The 17,598-nt window shown below is 64.4% G+C and carries 11 protein-coding genes; 9 read left to right on the top strand and 2 right to left on the bottom strand.

Features of this window, described 5'->3' with window-relative positions; translation table 11 throughout:
• Window positions 1-15: 15 nt before the first annotated feature.
• Window positions 16-2,013 carry an amidohydrolase family protein gene (locus DFR29_RS18260; protein WP_133820071.1) on the bottom strand — a complete coding sequence of 666 codons (1,998 nt, stop codon included), beginning with the start codon at window positions 2,011-2,013 and terminating at the stop codon, window positions 16-18.
• A gap of 66 nt (window positions 2,014-2,079) precedes the next feature.
• Here DFR29_RS18260 and DFR29_RS18255 point away from each other — a divergent pair, with 66 nt between their 5' ends.
• From DFR29_RS18255 to DFR29_RS18240, 4 genes are all read left to right on the top strand, one after another.
• Window positions 2,080-2,706 carry a helix-turn-helix transcriptional regulator gene (locus DFR29_RS18255; RefSeq protein ID WP_133820070.1) on the top strand — a complete coding sequence of 209 codons (627 nt, stop codon included), beginning with the start codon at window positions 2,080-2,082 and terminating at the stop codon, window positions 2,704-2,706.
• Between the two features lie 142 nt (window positions 2,707-2,848).
• Window positions 2,849-4,306 (top strand): IMP dehydrogenase, encoded by a 1,458-nt coding sequence (gene guaB / locus DFR29_RS18250; RefSeq protein ID WP_133820069.1) that lies wholly within the window; start codon window positions 2,849-2,851, stop codon window positions 4,304-4,306.
• Window positions 4,307-4,386: 80 nt separating this feature from the next.
• Window positions 4,387-6,033 carry a glutamine-hydrolyzing GMP synthase gene (gene guaA / locus DFR29_RS18245; protein WP_133820068.1) on the top strand — a complete coding sequence of 549 codons (1,647 nt, stop codon included), beginning with the start codon at window positions 4,387-4,389 and terminating at the stop codon, window positions 6,031-6,033.
• A 1-nt stretch (window position 6,034) separates the two neighbouring features.
• On the top strand, window positions 6,035-6,319 hold the full coding sequence (locus tag DFR29_RS18240) for a hypothetical protein (protein WP_133820067.1): 285 nt from the start codon (window positions 6,035-6,037) through the stop codon (window positions 6,317-6,319).
• 17 nt (window positions 6,320-6,336) lie between these two features.
• Here DFR29_RS18240 and msrA read toward each other — a convergent pair whose 3' ends face one another.
• A complete protein-coding gene (gene msrA / locus DFR29_RS30540) occupies window positions 6,337-7,830 on the bottom strand; it encodes a peptide-methionine (S)-S-oxide reductase MsrA (RefSeq protein WP_425598850.1) in 1,494 nt (497 codons plus the stop codon).
• Window positions 7,831-8,346: 516 nt separating this feature from the next.
• On the opposite strand from msrA, the gene DFR29_RS18230 reads away from it, so the two are divergent.
• The 5 genes from DFR29_RS18230 to DFR29_RS18210 form a co-directional block, all read left to right on the top strand.
• On the top strand, window positions 8,347-8,733 hold the full coding sequence (locus DFR29_RS18230; protein ID WP_208113644.1) for a helix-turn-helix domain-containing protein: 387 nt from the start codon (window positions 8,347-8,349) through the stop codon (window positions 8,731-8,733).
• 653 nt (window positions 8,734-9,386) lie between these two features.
• Entirely contained in the window at window positions 9,387-11,849 is a 2,463-nt protein-coding gene (locus DFR29_RS18225; protein ID WP_133820065.1) for a penicillin acylase family protein, read from the top strand.
• Window positions 11,846-15,259, top strand: coding sequence for a cyclic peptide export ABC transporter (locus DFR29_RS18220; protein ID WP_133820064.1), 3,414 nt, complete (start codon window positions 11,846-11,848; stop codon window positions 15,257-15,259). The genes DFR29_RS18225 and DFR29_RS18220 overlap by 4 nt, the downstream gene beginning before the upstream one ends.
• Window positions 15,260-15,315: 56 nt before the next feature.
• Window positions 15,316-15,585: an acyl carrier protein gene (locus DFR29_RS18215; protein ID WP_133820063.1), complete on the top strand. Its 270-nt coding sequence runs from the start codon at window positions 15,316-15,318 to the stop codon at window positions 15,583-15,585.
• A gap of 244 nt (window positions 15,586-15,829) precedes the next feature.
• Window positions 15,830-17,598, top strand: a 1,769-nt coding sequence (locus DFR29_RS18210; protein WP_166654189.1) for a condensation domain-containing protein, incomplete at its 3' end; no start/stop codon positions are given.

Genomic DNA, 17,598 nt, shown 5'->3' with positions numbered 1-17,598 from the left:
TAGGGGTGGAAAAAGTTACGGCGCCGGCTGTACACCGACCGCGGCATAGAGTTTTGCAGCGTCGTACAGAACGCCATCTTTTACAATCGTGCGGACTTTGTGCAGGTCCGAGATGTTCTGCAGCGGATCGCCGTCGACCAGGATGAAATCGGCCAGCATGCCCGGCGCGACGACGCCGACGTCGGACGCGCGGCGGTTGACCTGGGCCGAGGTCAGCGTAGCGGCGCGCAACACATCGGCATTCGATATGCCCGCGGCCGACCACACTTCCAGTTCGCGCAGCAGGCCGAAGCCGGAAGGCGAATCGCTGCCGGGAACCATCGCAACGCCGGCCTCGTGCAGTGCCTTCAGCATGCGCTTCAGCGCGGGCATGGCCTGGGCATAGCGCGGCTTGTCTTCGGGTGTCGACGTGACCTCGCCGCCGACCATGTTGCGGGCCACCACCGGCGGCAGCCGGCCGACAATGTTCTCGTATCCCGGCGATATGCGGTCCGGCGCACCTTCGAACATGTCTTCGAAAATGTTGATGGTCGGATCGAGCACGGTCTGCCGCGCCACTAGGAAATCGATGAACTGCTTCACACGGGGATCGGCCGGATCGATGTCCATGGCATGCCGGCCCACGGCAGTGAATCGGGTCGGGCCGCGCGTATCCGCCGCTTCCTTGGCGAGGAAATTGAGGAAGATGAAATTCAGGTGCTGGATTTCGTCGGCACCGGCCTCGACGAACTGCTGCGCCGTCATGAAGGCCGGCACATGGCCGGACAGGCGCAGCGCGCGCGCGTGGGCGAAATTCGCCAGCGGCGCGATCATGGCCGGGTCCATCGACGAATACACCTTGATCTGCCGGTAGCCATTCTGCGCGTACCAGTCTATCCAGCGTTCCGCGTCGGCCTGTGTCTTGATGCGCGCCCGCGTAGGTCCGGAGAACGGACCTTCCGCATCGATGAAGCCGGCCCGCACGATGCGCGGACCCAGCTCGGTGCCCGCGTCGATACGCTTCTCCAGCTCCGGCAGCACCTGCTCGTCGTTGGCCAGGTCACGCACCGAAGTGATGCCCGAGGCCAGGTTGAGGATGGTATCGACGCCGGTGATATGAACGTGGTTGTCCCACAGCCCTGGCATCAGGAAACGCTGGCCCGCGTCGATGGTTCGTACGCCTTCCGGTACATGGACCTTGCCGTCGGGCCCTACCGCTGCGATGCGCTTGCCGATCACCAGCACGCTGGTGCCTGCCGTGGCCTGCCGCGTGCGCGGATCGAACAGGCGGCTGTTCCTGATCAGCAACGGTCCGGCCGGGATGTCGCTGAGGCTTTTGGCCAGATCCTCGCGATATGTGCGTGCGATCGCCTCCTCAATGCCGAGCAGGCGGTCCACTTCGCTCGTTGCTGTCTTGCGCACCACTGAAAACCAGCCGCTGACATCGGCAAAAAGGCGGTTGCTGTCGTCGAGCCAGACCACGGTGGGTTCGTAACTCATCCCCGAGATCTGTATTGCCCTTACCGTCATGCTCTCGCCGGAGGACAGCTTGACCTGCTCGCGCGCCACTTCCCGCGCTGTCGCCGTGCCTACCGGCAGCAGCGGCAGGGAATTGCCCGGCGCCCTGAGCAAGGCTGTCGCCAGCAGTGCCTGGTACGACGGCGGCGCATCCAGCGGCAGATAGAAACCGCCTGGCGCGGCCGCCGTGGTCTTCTTGCCGCCCGCCGTCCACGAGCCCACGCCCGCGTCACTGCGCGCAAATGTCTCGCTCAGCGGCGTTTTCATATAGCTCTTGCCGCTGATCTGCAGTTGCAGCGGCATGCCGTTGCTGTCCACGCGCCAGCTCGACTTCAGTTCCGGGCCGCGGCCGCGGTCATTGAACGTGTAAGTGCTGGTCGACTTGTCCTTGGCATGGTTGACCACTTCGGCGCCCGAGGGCTTGCCCAGCGTCAGCACCGTGTATTCGATGGTCTGCGCGCCGGCCAGCAGCGGCATGAACAGCAATGCGCAGGCGCCCAACGCCGCCAAAGCCATGGATTGTGTTGTCCGCAATGAGTGCACGTGGGTACCCTGTGATGACCTGATTTAGACTGTATATCCATGTCAGACAAAAAGTCAAAACCCAAGGATCTCGTCATCGCCCCCCAGGTGCTGGCGATGGCAGAGGGGGTTTCGCACCTGCTGCACCCCTTTGCCGAGGTGGTGCTGCACGACGTGGAGCGCGACCAGATCGCCGCCATCTGGAACCCCATTTCCAAGCGCAAGGTAGGCGACCCTTCGCTATTGCGTTCGCTGCCCGCGCGCCAGCGCGACTCCGCGCCCTATGGCCCGTACGAGAAGGTCAACTGGAACGGCAAGCGCCTCAAATGCGTCAGCGTATCGCTGCTGGACGATCGCGATTCGCCGATGCTGATGTGCATCAACTTCGATATTTCCGCCTTCGATCCCATCCTGCAGCTCGCCAGCATTCCGCAGCAGCAGCCCTCGGAACTGTTCTCGCGCAACTGGCGCGAACGCATCAACCAGCTGACCCACGACTGGATCAGAAACCACGGCCTCACCGTCGAAACCCTCAACGCCGAACAGCGCCTGGCCCTGGTACGCCACCTGGACGAGCAGGGCGCTTTCGAAGCGCGCAAATCCGTCGAACAGATGGCCGCCATCCTCGGTATTTCCCGCGCCACGGCATACAGCCTGCGCAAGGCGGCGCAGGCGGAAAAAAGCTAGATCGTGCCTGTGCTGAGGCCCGCCCCTTGAACCGGACGCCGCAGGAGCCACTTCCCCCGCACTCGGCACGGCCAATGCTTCGGTTATTTGAGCCGCGCAAACCTTCCCGTATAATCTCGTTTTTGCGGCGGTCCATAAGCCTATGCGCATCCTCGCTGAAGCCCTGACGTTCGACGACGTCTCGCTGGTTCCTGCGTACTCCAACGTCCTGCCCAAGGACGTCAGCCTCTCCACCCGATTGACCCGCGGCATCCGGCTGAATATTCCGGTCCTCGCCGCCGCCATGGATACGGTTACCGAAGCCCGCCTCGCCATCACCATGGCCCAGTGCGGCGGCATCGGCATCATCCACAAGAACATGCCGGTCGAACGCCAGGCCGCAGAAGTCCGCCTGGTGAAGAAATTCGAAGCCGGCGTGATCCGCGATCCCATCACCGTTTCGCCCGATACTTCCATCCGCGAAGTCATGCAGATCGTGCGTGCGCGCAATATCTCCGGCGTGCCGGTGGTCGACGGCGAGCACCTGGTCGGCATTGTCACCAACCGCGACCTGCGCTTCGAGAAGAAGCCCGACGATCCGGTGCGCCACATCATGACGCGCAAGGAGCGCCTGATCACCGTCAACGAAGGCGCGCACGAAGAGGAAGTCCTCGCGCTGCTGCACAGGCACCGCATCGAGAAAGTGCTGGTGGTCGACGACGGTTTCCGCCTGCGCGGCCTCATCACGGTGAAGGACATCCAGAAAGCCCGCGACAACCCCAACGCCGCCAAGGACACGCACGAACGCCTGCGCGTCGGCGCGGCGGTCGGTGTCGGTGGCGATACGGAAGAACGCATTGCCGCGCTGGTCGAAGCCGGTGTCGACGTGATCGTGGTCGATACGGCCCACGGCCACTCCCAGGGCGTGCTCGATCGCGTCGCCTGGGTCAAGCGGAATTTCCCGGACCTGCAGGTGATCGGCGGCAACATCGTCACCGGCGATGCGGCCCGCGCCCTGGTCGATGCGGGTGCCGATGCGGTCAAGGTCGGCGTCGGTCCCGGTTCCATCTGCACCACGCGCATCGTCGCTGGCGTCGGCGTGCCGCAGATCACTGCGGTGAGCATGGTTGCCGACGCGCTGCGCGACAGCAACGTACCGCTGATCGCCGATGGCGGCATCCGCTATTCCGGCGACATTGCCAAGGCACTCGTTGCCGGCGCGTCCTGCGTGATGATCGGCGGCATGTTCGCCGGCACCGAGGAAGCCCCCGGCGAAGTCGAGCTGTACCAGGGCCGCTCCTACAAGAGCTATCGCGGCATGGGTTCGCTGGGCGCGATGCAGAAGGGCTCCAAGGACCGCTATTTCCAGGACGATGCCGACGCCGACAAGCTCGTACCCGAAGGCATCGAAGGCCGCGTGCCTTACCGCGGACCGCTGCGCAGCATCGTGCACCAGCTGGTCGGCGGCCTGCGCGCCTCGATGGGCTATGTCGGCTGCGCCACGGTCGAAGACTTGCACGCCAAGCCGCAATTCGTGCGCATCACCAGCGCCGGCGTGCGCGAGTCACATGTGCACGATGTAGCAATTACCAAAGAAGCGCCGAACTACCGCCTCGACTGAACGAATACTGGGGACCTGCGGGTCCCCAAATTTTTCCTGCACTCCGCGTGCGGCGATCAACGCCAGGAACAGCCCTGAACATGCAGAACATCCACAACGACAAGATCCTGATCCTCGATTTCGGCGCCCAGTACACCCAGCTGATTGCGCGGCGCATCCGCGAATTCGGCGTCTACTGCGAAATCTGGGCCTGGGACCACGATGCCGCCGATATTCCGGCCTTCGCGCCGCGTGCGGTCATTCTGTCCGGCGGCCCCGAGTCGGTGACCGAAGCCAACTCGCCGCGCGCGCCGCAGGCCGTGTTCGAGCTGGGGGTGCCCGTGCTCGGCATCTGCTATGGCATGCAGACCCTGGCCGAACAGCTGGGTGGCAAGGTGGAAAGCGGGCATCACCGTGAATTCGGCTATGCCCAGGTCAAGGCCGATCTCTCCTGCAGCTTGTTCCGCGGCCTTTCCGGCGACGACGGCAAGCTGCCGGCCTACGGCGAAGGCGAATCCTGGATGGGGGTGCAGGGCGCGGTCGCTGCCGTCGACGAAGACGCTGTACGTGTCGTTGCGCTGGACGTATGGATGTCGCACGGCGACCGCGTGGTCGAACTGCCATCGGGCTTTGCCGCAGTCGGCGCGACCGAATCGCTGCAGTACGCAGCCATGGCCGACGAAACACGCCGCTATTACGGCGTGCAGTTCCATCCGGAAGTCACCCATACCAAGCAGGGTGCCGAACTGCTGCGCCGCTTCGTTGTGGATATTGCCGGCTGCGCTACTTTGTGGACGGCGGCCAACATCATCGAAGACGCCGCCGCGCGCGTGCGCGCCCAGGTCGGTTCCGACAAGGTATTGCTGGGCCTGTCCGGCGGCGTGGATTCCTCGGTCGTCGCTGCACTGCTCAAGCGCGCCATCGGCGATCAGCTGGTCTGCGTATTCGTCGATACCGGCCTGCTGCGCTGGCGCGAAGGCGACCAGGTCATGGCAACCATGGCCGAGCACATGGGCGTCAACGTGATCCGCGTCAACGCGGCCGAGCGCTACTTCGCCGCCCTGGCCGGCTTGCACGACCCCGAGGCCAAGCGCAAGATCATCGGTCGCCTGTTCGTCGAGATCTTCGAGGAAGAATCCGCCAAGCTCAGCGACGTGAAATGGCTGGCCCAGGGCACCATCTATCCCGACGTGATCGAGTCCGCCGGCTCCAAGACCGGCAAGGCCCACGTGATCAAAAGCCACCACAACGTCGGCGGCCTGCCCGAGCACATGAAACTCGGCCTGGTCGAACCGCTGCGCGAGCTGTTCAAGGACGAAGTGCGTCGCCTCGGCGTGGAACTCGGCCTGCCGCGCGCCATGGTGTACCGTCATCCGTTCCCAGGCCCGGGCCTGGGCGTGCGCATACTCGGCGAAGTAAAGCCTGACTATGTGGAATTGTTGCAACGTGCCGATCACATCTTCATCGAGGAACTGCGCGCGCATAATCTGTACGACAAGACCAGCCAGGCCTTCGCCGTCTTCCTGCCGGTCAAATCCGTCGGCGTGGTCGGCGACGCGCGCGCCTACGAATGGGTGATTGCCCTGCGTGCCGTGGAGACCATCGACTTCATGACCGCGCACTGGGCGCATCTGCCCTACGATTTCCTCGGCACCGTCTCCAACCGCATCATCAACGAACTGCGCGGCGTGTCGCGCGTGGTCTACGACATCAGCGGCAAGCCGCCGGCGACGATCGAGTGGGAGTGATTTGACGTCATCCTGCGAAGACTGGCCGGCCGTCGATTCCGCAGCGGTGGCTTCCGAGGATGACGGTTGTTTCATCCGCTGCAATGAAGCCTATCGCCGTATTTTTGCCGTCAACGTAGACCAAAGCATGGGCGATTGGGTGGCTGCAAAAATGCGTTCAATGACACAGCATTCCCACAGCCCGAAGCGTGCGCGCACTGTTGCTGGCGAGCGAACCGAGCGCTGGCGCTCGGCTCAACGCGCTCGCCATGCCTTGCTTCGTTTCTGCTGTCATAAAAACAAGTGAATATAAATTTCTATTAACTAAGCGCCGGGGTCAGGAACGAACTTCAACACGTTGCCGTTGATGCAGTAGCGTTTGTAGGTTGGCGGCGGCCCGTCATCGAACACGTGGCCGAGGTGGATCCCCGAGCTTGCGCTGCGAACTTCAACGCGCTTCATGCCGGCCGATTCGTCTTCGTGCAGCGTGACGGCGCCTTCCAGCGGGTTGAAGAAACTTGGCCAGCCCGTCCCGCTGTCGAACTTGCTGTCGCTGCGGAACAGGGCCACGCCGGTCACCGGGTCGACGAACGTGCCCGCGCGTTTCTCGTCCAGGTTCGAACCGGTGAACGGCCGCTCCGTGCCTTGCTCGAACGCGATCTTCTGCTGTTCGGGCGTGAGCAGGCGGAAGCCCAGCCATTTCCAGAAGCGTTCCTGCTCGCCGCTGTAACCGGTGTAGCGCGATACCTCCTTGCCGTGCTCGAACAGCACGATGGTAGGGGTCGCGAATACGGCTTTCTGCAACGACCATCCCTGCGGCGCATCCGGGCTCAGGCTGCGTGCGACAGGAACCGGCGACTTCCAGTGATCGAGCACGTCGCGCTTGAACTGTTCGCAGTACGGACACTCATTGGATTCAAACACGACCAGCTGGCGATTGGCGTCGAGGCTGCTGGCGTCCAGCGCGGTGGCCACCGCGACCGGGTGCGCCGGCATCGGCGAGGTGCCAGCGCCCGCCTGGCGCGGATACACGACGCCCGTTCCACCGAGCCCGCAGTAGCCGTTCGGATTTTTCTGCAGATAGTCCTGGTGGTAGTCCTCGGCGGCGCCGTAGGTTTGCAGCGGCGCGATCTCGGTGGATATCGTCCCCAGTCCCTGCGCCGCCAGCGCTTTCTGGTAGGCATCCCGGGTGGCCAGGGCGATGGTTTGCTGCGCATCCGAATCGGTGTAGATCGCGCTGCGGTAATTGCTGCCGACGTCGTTGCCCTGGCGATCGCCCTGGGTCGGATCGTGGCTTTCCCAGAAGCGGATCAGCACGTCTTCGAGCGTAACCTGTGCCGTATCGAACGACACCTTGATGACTTCGGCGTGATTCCTGCCGGTCGCCTTGCCCCGCTGTAGCGCCTGCTCGTGTTCAAGCACTGCTTTGTAGGTCGCCGGAATGCTGCCGTTGGCGTAGCCGCTCTCGACGTCGACCACGCCAGCCAGGGCGGACATGCGTTTTTCGGCACCCCAGAAACAGCCCATGCCGAGGACGATCGTGTCGACCGGTCCGCTGGCTGCCGGAAGTTTCGCCGGCAAGGTCGCTGACGATTCGGCCATGCAGGCGGCCAGCGCAAGGCAGGCGAACACGCTCAGGACAGCGCGTCGGAGATGGCGAACAAGGGGCATGGCACGGCTCCGGAAACGGGGCATGGAACAAAAGGGGCGAGTCCGGCATCGTGCGGTACAGCGGGGAACCAGGTCTCCGCGCGTCCCTATGCGATGCCGTTCAGCGGTTCGAACCAAGGGACCGCGGTTCGGCGCTGGTTCTTTCACCGTCGTGCGCGCAAGCGTTCCTGCGTACCGGCCTCAGCCAACGTCATCTGCCGGGCATGAGCGCACTGCGGCCGACGAACCAGGCTGCAGACGCCGCACGGCTGCGGCAGCAGGTGGTCGAACGCGCCGCCCCGGCTGGTTGGGGACCCTGCGAACTGGAGTGCCGCGCTGCTCACGTCCGTCGGGGGCATGCAATTTTGCTGCTGAGCTTGCTATACCCGTGCCGAGTCTGCGCAACCTCAGTACTGGCGCGCATTGTTTCCTGGCCTCGAATTGTCAAGCAAATTAATTGCGGCGAATTTCACGCTGCGCTGATCCGCGGCGCGGTGCAGCTACGAGTGAACTAAGCTCTGATGGAAACAATTGCCGGTGTGGCGTTGTTCACTCGGGCAACATCGCCGCGGTCACGCGGATCGGTGGTGGCAATCCAAATAGTGATCACTGCCGTTGTCTGTCCAGACAACGGCCTGGACAGATTTTGCGCCGGCCTGGGCGTTGCACGGGGTGGGAATGGACTTGGCGGGATTCATCGCGCAGATGCGGCAGAAGAACCAGCAGAGCTACCGCGATATCGAGCGACTGTCGGGCGGCCTCGATCACGCGTATGTGTGGCGCCTGGAAAAAGGCGACAAGGGCATGCCGTCGGCGGCCACGATCGACAAACTGTCGCTTGCGCTGAGACTCAATACGCGTCAGATGCAGGTCTTCCAGCTGCTGACCCGTACGCCGATCGAGAATTCCCTCTGCCGGCTCATGCTGGCGCGGGAGGATCTGCCCTGGGAAGACTTCGAGCCCGTGGCGACCATGAGCTTTCGCGACAACTGTCCCTGCACAGAAGAAGGCTGGCTGCGCCTGGTCGAGATGGTGCGCAGTCTGCAGCGCAGGGAAACGGCACCGGCGTGAGCAGGGCAGTCTTTTGCTTTCCGCAGTCGCGGATTTCGAGATAAAGATGTAAAAATTTAGTATGTATGTTTGCAATGGTGATCTGACGAAGCCGCTGTGGTTGCTGTCCCGCGGCCTGGTGGGAATGATGCTGGTCCGCCAGGTGCTTACAGCGCCGGAGCGGGCCCGTCGCTGCGGCAATGTGTGCGCGGCCTCGTGTCTCTCTTGTTGCGTCGATAATTTGTAATGTGGAATAAGCAATTCACCGGCTAGATTGCGCAGCCACGGATCGCCGCGCTGCTGAATTGCGTGGCGGATCAACGGCTGGGCCTGGCTTGCAGGGCACACGGACACATTCTGAACACGCGTGGGCAAATAACGCCCAATCAAGGCTTTGGTGCGCCTGTTCTGGAATTTTTGTGCAATTTTCCTGCGGCGCGGCCGCCGCCGGTGTCGGCGATCGGCTTCTCCATGCGTCTATGTCTCGTAGTGCGTCGAAAGAAAAGTAATGCGGTTATTGGATAAATTTATTAGTGGCAGAGTTGACTGTCGTCTCGACTGTTGAGATGACATCCGGCCATACAGGCACTGCCGTCGGGTCAGGGGTGAGCCGGCGGCGGTCACAGCGGCAGATGCGTTTCTGCCATTGCGCACACTTTGTCTAGGAGACAGGGATGTTGGGTGGGCTGTTGTCTCGGGTGCTTGTTTTTGTCGTCGCGCCGGCGCTGACGCTGGCTGGCGGCGGGCTGTGGCATCTGCGTAAGAGCCTGCCGCCGGTGCAGGGCGAGGTAGTGGCCGGCGTCGCCGCGCCGGTGAGCGTGCAGCGCGATGCCATGGGTGTGCCGCATATCGTTGCCGCCAGCGACCGCGACGCGTTCTACGCCATGGGTTTCGTGCACGCACAGGATCGCCTGTGGCAGCTCGAAATCCAGCGCCGCATCGCCGCCGGGCGGCTGTCCGAAGTGTTCGGCAAGGACAGCATCCCGCAGGACATCTGGTTCCGCACGCTGGGCTTCAGCCAGTCGGCGCGGTCTGCCTGGACGACGCTCAGTCCGCAGGCGCAACAGTCGCTACAGGCCTATGCCGACGGCATCAACGGCTGGCTTGCGGGCAATCCTGTGCTGCCGCCCGAGTTCGCCGTATTCGGCATCAGGCCCGAGCCCTGGACGGTTTTCGATTCGCTGGCCTGGGCCAAGGTGTTCGCGCTCGATCTCGGCGGCAATTTCCAGCGCGAGATCGACCGCCTCATGGTCGCCCGCAGCGCCAGCCCGCGCACACTGCAGGCGCTGTTTCCGCAGTATCCGGCAGGAGCTGCCCTGACCGTTGCGCAGCTCGGTGCCGCGCCGCTGGAGCCTCTGCAGCAACTTGCACAATTCCAGAAAACACTGGAATCCAGGCTGCAGATCGGCGGCCGCTTCGTCGGCAGCAATGCCTGGGTGGTATCGGGCAAGCTCACCGCGAACGGCGCGGCGCTGCTGGCGAACGATCCTCACCTGGCGCTGCAGATTCCCTCGCTGTGGTACATGGCCTCGCTGCGCGGCGACCAGCTCGATGTTGCCGGCGCGACCCTGGTCGGGCTGCCCGTCGTGGTGTTCGGGCGCAACCGGCAGATCGCCTGGGGCGGCACCAACCTCATGGCCGATGCGCAGGATCTCTATCTCGAACAGGCCAAGCCCGAGGACAACGCCTATTACGCCGTGAACGGGCAATGGGTGCCGTTCGACACGCGCGAGGAATTCATCCAGGTCAAGCAGGATTTCCCGGCTTTCCTGCGCAACAAGCTGCGGCCCTTGCGCATTCTCGTGCGCAGCTCGCGCCACGGCCCCATCGTCAGCGACATGTTCAAGGTGCTGGAACAGCCCGCCGCCCTGCGCTGGACAGCGCTGGATGCGGACGACTCGTCCTACGAAGCCTTCTTCCGCCTGAACTTTGCCGGCGACTGGGATGCCTTCCAGCAGGCGCTGAGCCAGCAGGTCGCACCGGCGATGAACTTTGTCTATGCCGATCGTGCCGGCAATATCGGCTACCTCGCTGCGGGCCGCATTCCCACGCGCCACGGTGGCGACGGCATGCTGCCGGTGCCGGGCTGGACCGACAGCTACGAATGGAACGGCAGCATTCCATTTACCGCGTGGCCGCGAAGCTACAACCCGGCCTCGGGCTTCCTGGTCAGCGCTAACAACAAGCCGGTCGCGGACGACTATCCGTATCTGATCGGCAGCGATTTCGCCACGCCGACGCGGGCCGACCGCATCACGGCCCTGCTCGGGCAGGCGCGCGATGCAGGCACGCCGCTGGATCTCGCCGCAATGCAGCGCATCCAGGGCGACAGCCAGAGCGAACCGGCACGGCGTCTGCTCGGCCGCCTGCTGCAGCACGAACCCAGCAGCGATCGCCAGCGGCTGGCCTATCGCTACCTCAAGGACTGGCAGGGCGACATGCGCGGCGACAGCCAGGCTGCCTCGATCTTCAATGCCTGGACACGGCATCTGAAGCGCCAGCTACTGGCCAACGACCTCGGCGGCAACTGGAACAAGAGCGACGAAAGCCAATACACCCGGTCGGTCGTCGACAGCCTCGACCTGGACAGCTTGCAGCGCGTGCTCGACGACGAACAGGGCCAGTGGTGCAGTCCGCGCGATGCGGTCAGTCCCGAGCCGGTCTGCGACGACGTGCTCGACGTCTCGCTCAACCGCGCCCTGCGCGAGCTGCTCAAGATCGACGGCGACGATTCGATGCAGGACTGGGCCTGGAGCAGCATGCACGAGACCGTCTACCGGCACACGCCGTTCAGCGATGTCAGCGTGCTGCGCGATGTGTTCCAGCGCCGCATCGGCAACGGCGGTTCGCCCGACAGTGTCAACGTGGCCAATTTTTCGCTGGACAAGTCGGGCTATGTGCAGGATTTCGGCGCGGGCTTCCGCCAGCTGATCGCACTGGCGCCCGGCGCGGTCGAGCATCTGTACATGAATTCGACAGGGCAGTCCGGCAACGTGATGAGCAAGCACTACGACGACATGGTCGAACGTTTTCGCAATGTGGAATATGCTGCTATGCGCAGCGACAGCGGCGGCGCACAGGGAATCACCCTGATACCTGCCGCGGCGCCGCGGCAGCCGGCGGAGCAGGCGCCATGAAGCTGCTCGGACTGCTGGTCGACAAGGCACCCAACCGTGTCTTCCTGTCGATCATTCTCGGCGTGCTCGCCGGTGCGACCTACGCGCTGATCATTCCGCTGGTGCTCAACGGCCTGGCGCCCGAGGACGGCAGCTTCCCCACGGTCGGCAGCGAGTCTGCGTTCCTGTTCGGCTGGCAGATCTCGCATTTCAAGTTTGCCGCGAGCTTCGTGCTGGCCTGCCTGCTGATTCTCGCTGCGCGCACAGCCTCGCAGGTCATTCTCACGCGCGTGTCCATGGACGCCACCAGCGACCTGCGCACCACGCTGTACCGGCGCATATCCAACGCGCCGATCGCCGACCTGGAGCGCGTCGGCATGCCGCGGCTGATCGCGTCCATCACCTCGGACGTGCCGGCGCTGATCGCCGGCGCACGCCTGCTGCCCGACCTGCTGACCAGCTGCGTCACCCTGGTCGGCATGCTCGGCTATGTGTACTACCTCAATTCGGCCGTGTTCCGCTTCGTCATGCTGTGCATCTTTTTCGGCGCGCTGACCTACCAGGCGCCGATGCTGCTGGGCCGGCGCTACCTGATCCGCGCCCGGCGCAATCTGGACGGACTGCACGAAGCCATCCGCGGGCTGGTCCACGGTGCCAAGGAGCTCAAGCTCAACAGCGACAAGCGAGAAGACTATTTCCACAATGTAATTGCCGCGCACGAGCACGCCGTGCGCGATGCGGGCAAGACCGGCAATACCATCATCCGCGTCACGCAGAACTACGGTGACCTGATCTCGTTCTTCGTCATCGGTGCGGTCAGCTTCGTTTTCGCCAACTACCACGCCATCACGCCGCAGGAAATGAACGGCGTGATCATGGTGCTGCTCTACGTCACCGGGCCCATCGCGGTGCTGCTGAACTTCGTGCCGCAGCTGGTCACGGCGCGCGTTGCCCTGCGCCGCGTCAACGAGCTGTTCGGCCAGATCAAGCACGAGCCGGTCGAAACCCAGTGTGCTGCCCGGCGCGACTGGCAGACGCTGCGTTTCGACGAGGTCTGCTATCAGTACGAAGGCCGCAAGGGCGATGCGGGCTTCCGTGTCGGCCCGCTGAACCTGACAGTGCGCAAGGGCGAAATCACCTTCATCGTCGGCGGCAACGGCTCGGGCAAGTCGACGCTGAGCAAGCTGCTGACATTGCACTACAGCCCCAGTGCCGGTGCCATCCGTTTCGACGACGAGACCGTCGACACACACAACCTCGCTGGTTTCCGCCGTGGTATCGCGGCGATCTACTCCGACTACTACCTGTTCGACCGGGCGCTGGGCCTGGACGGCCGCGATGTGCAGGCCGATGTGGATGCCTATCTCAAGGCACTGGAACTCGACAGCAAGGTCAGCTTCGAGAACGGCCGTTTCTCCACGCTGTCCCTGTCCGACGGCCAGCGCCGCCGCCTGGCGCTGGTGGCGGCGTATCTCGAAGATGCCGAGCTTTACCTGTTCGACGAATGGGCTGCCGACCAGGATCCTTCGTTCAAGCTGGTGTTCTACAACCGCATCCTGCCGGAGCTGAAGGCCAAGGGTAAGGCGGTGATCGTGATCTCCCACGACGACCGTTATTTCAACGTAGCCGACCGGCTGATCGTGATGAGCGAAGGCAGGATCGCCAGCGATGGCAGCGCAGCGCTGGCGGTGGCAGCGCCCGCCGAGCCGCTGCTGCTGCGGACCGGCGGGGCCGACTACGCACAGCCCAGCCAGCTCGACGAGGCAGTGGAGCGCACGCCGTGCTTCCCCGACATCATGCGCGAACGCGCGCGCCTGCAGCCGCAGCGTGTCGCCTGCCGTTTTTTCAGCGGCGCAAGCCTGGTGCCGCAGACCCTGACCTTTGGCGAGCTGTGGCAGCAGGCCGCTGCACTGGCCCAGGTGTTGCGCACCCAGGGACTGGCCGGACAGCGTGCCTTGCTGGTGTGCAAGTCGCAGCAGCAGTTCGTCGTTGCGTTCTACGCCTGCCTGCTCGGCGGCGTCGTCGCCGTGCCGTCGGTAGTGCCGAAGCGGCGCAACCTGCTGGAGCGGCTGCAACTGATCGCCGACGATGCCCAGGCGTGCGCAGTCCTGTTCGACGGCGACGAGATTGCCGAGTGGACGGCGGCCGGCGAAGGGCTGCTGCGGTTCGATCTGCGCCAGCTGTCGCAGCAGGGCGTAGCTGTCGCGGTGGCGGCTGCGCTGCCGCCCATCGACGAACACGCGCCGGCCTTCCTGCAATACACCTCGGGCTCTACCGGCGACCCCAAGGGTGTCGTCGTCAGCCACGGCAATCTGGTGCGCAATTGCGCTGTCATTGCCGAGGCGATGGAAATCTCGTCCTCGTCGTCCCTGTTCACGGCCTTGCCGCTGTTCCACGACATGGGCCTGGTCGGCGGCGTGCTGCAGCTGATGTATTCCGGCTGCGTCGCGGGTTTCCTGTCACCGGCCGAGTTCGTGCAGTACCCGGAACGCTGGCTGCAGATCATTGCGAAGTTCGGCGTCAACGTCAGCGGCGGCCCGAATTTCATGTTCGACCTGGCTGCCCGCGCGATCAAGGACAGCGATCTCGATGGCATCGACCTGTCCGGCTGGCGCGTGGCCTTCTGCGGTGCCGAGCCGATACGTGCGGCCACCATCGCGCGTTTCAGCGAACGCTTCGCCAGCCTGGGCTTCCGCGCCGAGGCCTTCTATCCCTGCTACGGCATGGCCGAGTCGACCCTGTTCATTACCGGCGCCCAGGCCGGCACGCCGGTGCGCATCAGCCGCCGCGACAGCGTCGACGTCGTCGGTTGCGGTGCGCCGCGGCTGGACACGACGGTCGAGATCGTCGATCCGCAGACCTTGCTGCGCCTGGGCGAAGGCGAGACCGGCGAAATCTGGGTAGGCGGCGGCAGTGTCGCGCAGGGCTATTGGCGGCGCCCCGAACTCAGCCAGCAGACCTTCCGTGCGCAGATCGCCGACGGCGACGGCACGGCGTACCTGCGCACCGGCGACCTGGGTTTCCTGCAGGACGGCCAGCTCTATGTCACCGGCCGGCTCAAGGATCTGATCATCGTCAACGGCCGGAAGTATTCGCCGCAGGACATCGAACACGAATGCGAGCTTGCCCACGACGCATTGCGCCAGGCCGGCGGCGCGGCGTTCGGCGTGACGTCAGGCGAAGTGGAGCGGCTCGTCGTCGTGTTCGAACTCAAGCGCGACTGGCTGCGCCGCGAGGAGGAATGGCCGTCGATCCGCAGCGCCGTACGTACGCGCATCAGCGACCAGTTCGGCGTGCCGGTGGCCGATGTCGTACTGATCAGGCCAGGCGCGCTGCCACGCACGTCCAGCGGCAAGGTCAGGCGATCACAATGCAGCAGAGATTACATTGATGGTGTTCTGGATAATGTGGCGTCCGGCGTAAGTGCCTGAAGCCGGTTGTTCCGGCTGCCGGAAACCGTTGTTCGTATCTGTCGGAGTCGAATGGGATGGGAATTAGCAATCGCGAACAGTTCTTGCAGAGCGCGCTGGCTGAGCTGCTGCAGATCGACAGGCACGAGCTGTCGCCGACCACGCCGTTTGCGGAACTCGGTCTCGATTCGTTGCTGGGGCTGCGTTTCACGCGTGAAATCCAGGATCACCTGCAGGCCGAGGTCGAGCTGGAATGGCTGTTCGACAACCCGAGCATTCGCCAGCTGGCGGAATTTCTCGACGGGAAATTCGGTGTTGCGGACATGCAGTCTCGCCAGACGGCTTGAGACGCGGGTAGTCGCTGCAAATGATGCAGCAAATACAACGGGACTAATTGTTCCCGTATGGAAATTTTCAAATCGGCGCTGGAGCAGCGGTGTTGTCGTCGGCAGGCTTGCATGTCGCAGGGTTTGAGCCCCGCATCCTGCAGATTCTGCTGCCAGCGGCCTGGCCGAATACCGCAGGTTGCGGTGTCGGACAGGCGGCAACTCCCGGCTGCGTTGCGCTCGTGGCGGCACATGGAATATCGATATGCATGCTAGTTCGGCAATTGACGCGTGGTTCCCTCTGTCATCGGCGCAGAACAGCCGCTGGTTTCTGTACCAGGTCGATCCGGCCGGACAGGGCAATCACAACAATGTCTTTTCCGCCAGCTTGCGGGGGCGGGTCGACGAGGCAGCCCTGTCCCGCGCGATCGCGCGCCTCGCCGCGCGCCACCCAATGCTGCGGGCGCGCCTGCGCTGCCTGCAGGGCCAGGCGCCGCAGCAGTGCATAGCCGAAGCCGCGCCGGTGCCGCTGCGCATCGTCGATGCGAGCGGGCTCGATAGCGCAGCGCTGCAGTCGCGCGTCAGCGAAGATGCCTACGCGCCGTTCGATCTGTCCGGCAGCGCGCTGTTCCGCGCCGTTGTGTATCGGCGCAGCGAATCCGAGTCGGCATTCCTGTTCGCGCTCGACCACCTGATTTGCGACGGCTGGTCGTACTGGCTGCTGCTGGAAGAGCTGGGCAAGCTGCTGTCGGATGTCCAGCACAGCGCAGTTGCCGACAAATCCACTGTGGGATATTCAGATTATGTAGCCTGGCAGCGCGAATGGCTCGCTCAGGATGCCCAGGCGCAGCGCCAGTTCGCCTATTGGGAATCGCAGCTTGCAGGCGAACTGCCGGTACTCAACCTGCCCGGCGACAGCATGCGCCCGGCGGCGTCCGGCGGCCGTCAGCGCATCGTCACGCGCCTGCTGGACAGCGCGCTCACGCAGCGCCTGGGTGCGCTGGCCAGGCAGCAGGCAGCGACGCTGTTCAGCGTACTGCTGGCGGGCTATCAGGCTTTGCTGCACCGGTATGCCGGCCAGGACGACATTGTCGTCGGGGCGCCCATGCCCGGCCGCGGGCAGGCGAAATGGGATGGTGTGGTCGGCGATTTCGTCAATGTCATCGCCCTGCGCACCACGTTCGGCGACGACCCCAGCGTCGCCCAGCTACTGCGCCGCGTGCGCGGCACGGCGCTGAAAGGCATGGCGCAGCAGGAATACCCTTTTTCGCAGCTGGTCGAACGCCTGCAGCCAGCGCGTGGCGCGGGCGTGCATCCATTCTTCCAGGCGCTGTTCGTGTTCCAGAACGCACGCCGGGGCCAGGCGCTGAGCGGGCTTTGGAACAGCCAGGGCGATGCTGCAGCCGTGCGCTGGGGCGAGCTGGAATTGCGCCCGTTCGCGCTGGAACAGCGCGTGGCCGGCGACCGCCTGGCGCTGGCGCTGCAGACGCTCGACCTCGGCGAACAACTGCGCTGCGATTTCGCCTACGACAGCGAGCGTTTCGACGCCGCCGCGATCGAACGGCTGGCGGACAGTTTCGTTGTCCTGCTCGACGGTATGTGCACCGACAGCACGCAGCGCGTCAGCCGCCTGCCACTGCTGTCGCCGCGTGAGCGCGAGCAAGTACTGCTGGGCTTCAACGCGACACAGCAGGCCGCATCCGGTGCGCAGACCATCGCCAGCCTGTTCGAGGCGCAGGTAGCGCGCGCCGGCACGGCGCCGGCGCTGCGCAGCGAAGGAGAAACGTATACCTATGCCGAATTGAACCAGCGCGCGAACCGGCTGGCGCATGCGCTGCTGGCGCAGGGCGTGAAGCCTGACCAGCGCGTGGCAATCTGTGTGCAGCGCGGGCTGGACCTGGTGGTCGGCCTGCTCGGCATCCTCAAGGCTGGCGCGGCATATGTGCCGCTGGATCCGGCCTATCCGGCCGACCGGCTCGCCTACATGCTGGCCGACTGCGCGCCGGTGGCGCTGCTGACCCAGGGCCGCCTGGC

Origin of the sequence: Tahibacter aquaticus, from assembly GCF_004363655.1 — a bacterium.
Classification (GTDB): Bacteria; Pseudomonadota; Gammaproteobacteria; order Xanthomonadales; family Rhodanobacteraceae; genus Tahibacter; species Tahibacter aquaticus.
Note: the sequence above shows the minus strand (reverse complement) of the source record. Positions and strands in the feature narration are given on the sequence as shown.

What these genes read in the sequence shown, in the direction of transcription:
- DFR29_RS18220 (WP_133820064.1), top strand. Translation starts at nt 11,846, where the DNA reads ATGAAGCTGCTCGGACTGCTGGTCGACAAGGCACCCAACCGTGTCTTC.
- DFR29_RS18215 (WP_133820063.1), top strand. Translation starts at nt 15,316, where the DNA reads ATGGGAATTAGCAATCGCGAACAGTTCTTGCAGAGCGCGCTGGCTGAG.
- guaB (WP_133820069.1), top strand. Translation starts at nt 2,849, where the DNA reads ATGCGCATCCTCGCTGAAGCCCTGACGTTCGACGACGTCTCGCTGGTT.
- DFR29_RS18255 (WP_133820070.1), top strand. Translation starts at nt 2,080, where the DNA reads ATGTCAGACAAAAAGTCAAAACCCAAGGATCTCGTCATCGCCCCCCAG.
- DFR29_RS18225 (WP_133820065.1), top strand. Translation starts at nt 9,387, where the DNA reads ATGTTGGGTGGGCTGTTGTCTCGGGTGCTTGTTTTTGTCGTCGCGCCG.
- DFR29_RS18260 (WP_133820071.1), bottom strand. Translation starts at nt 2,013, where the DNA reads ATGGCTTTGGCGGCGTTGGGCGCCTGCGCATTGCTGTTCATGCCGCTG.
- guaA (WP_133820068.1), top strand. Translation starts at nt 4,387, where the DNA reads ATGCAGAACATCCACAACGACAAGATCCTGATCCTCGATTTCGGCGCC.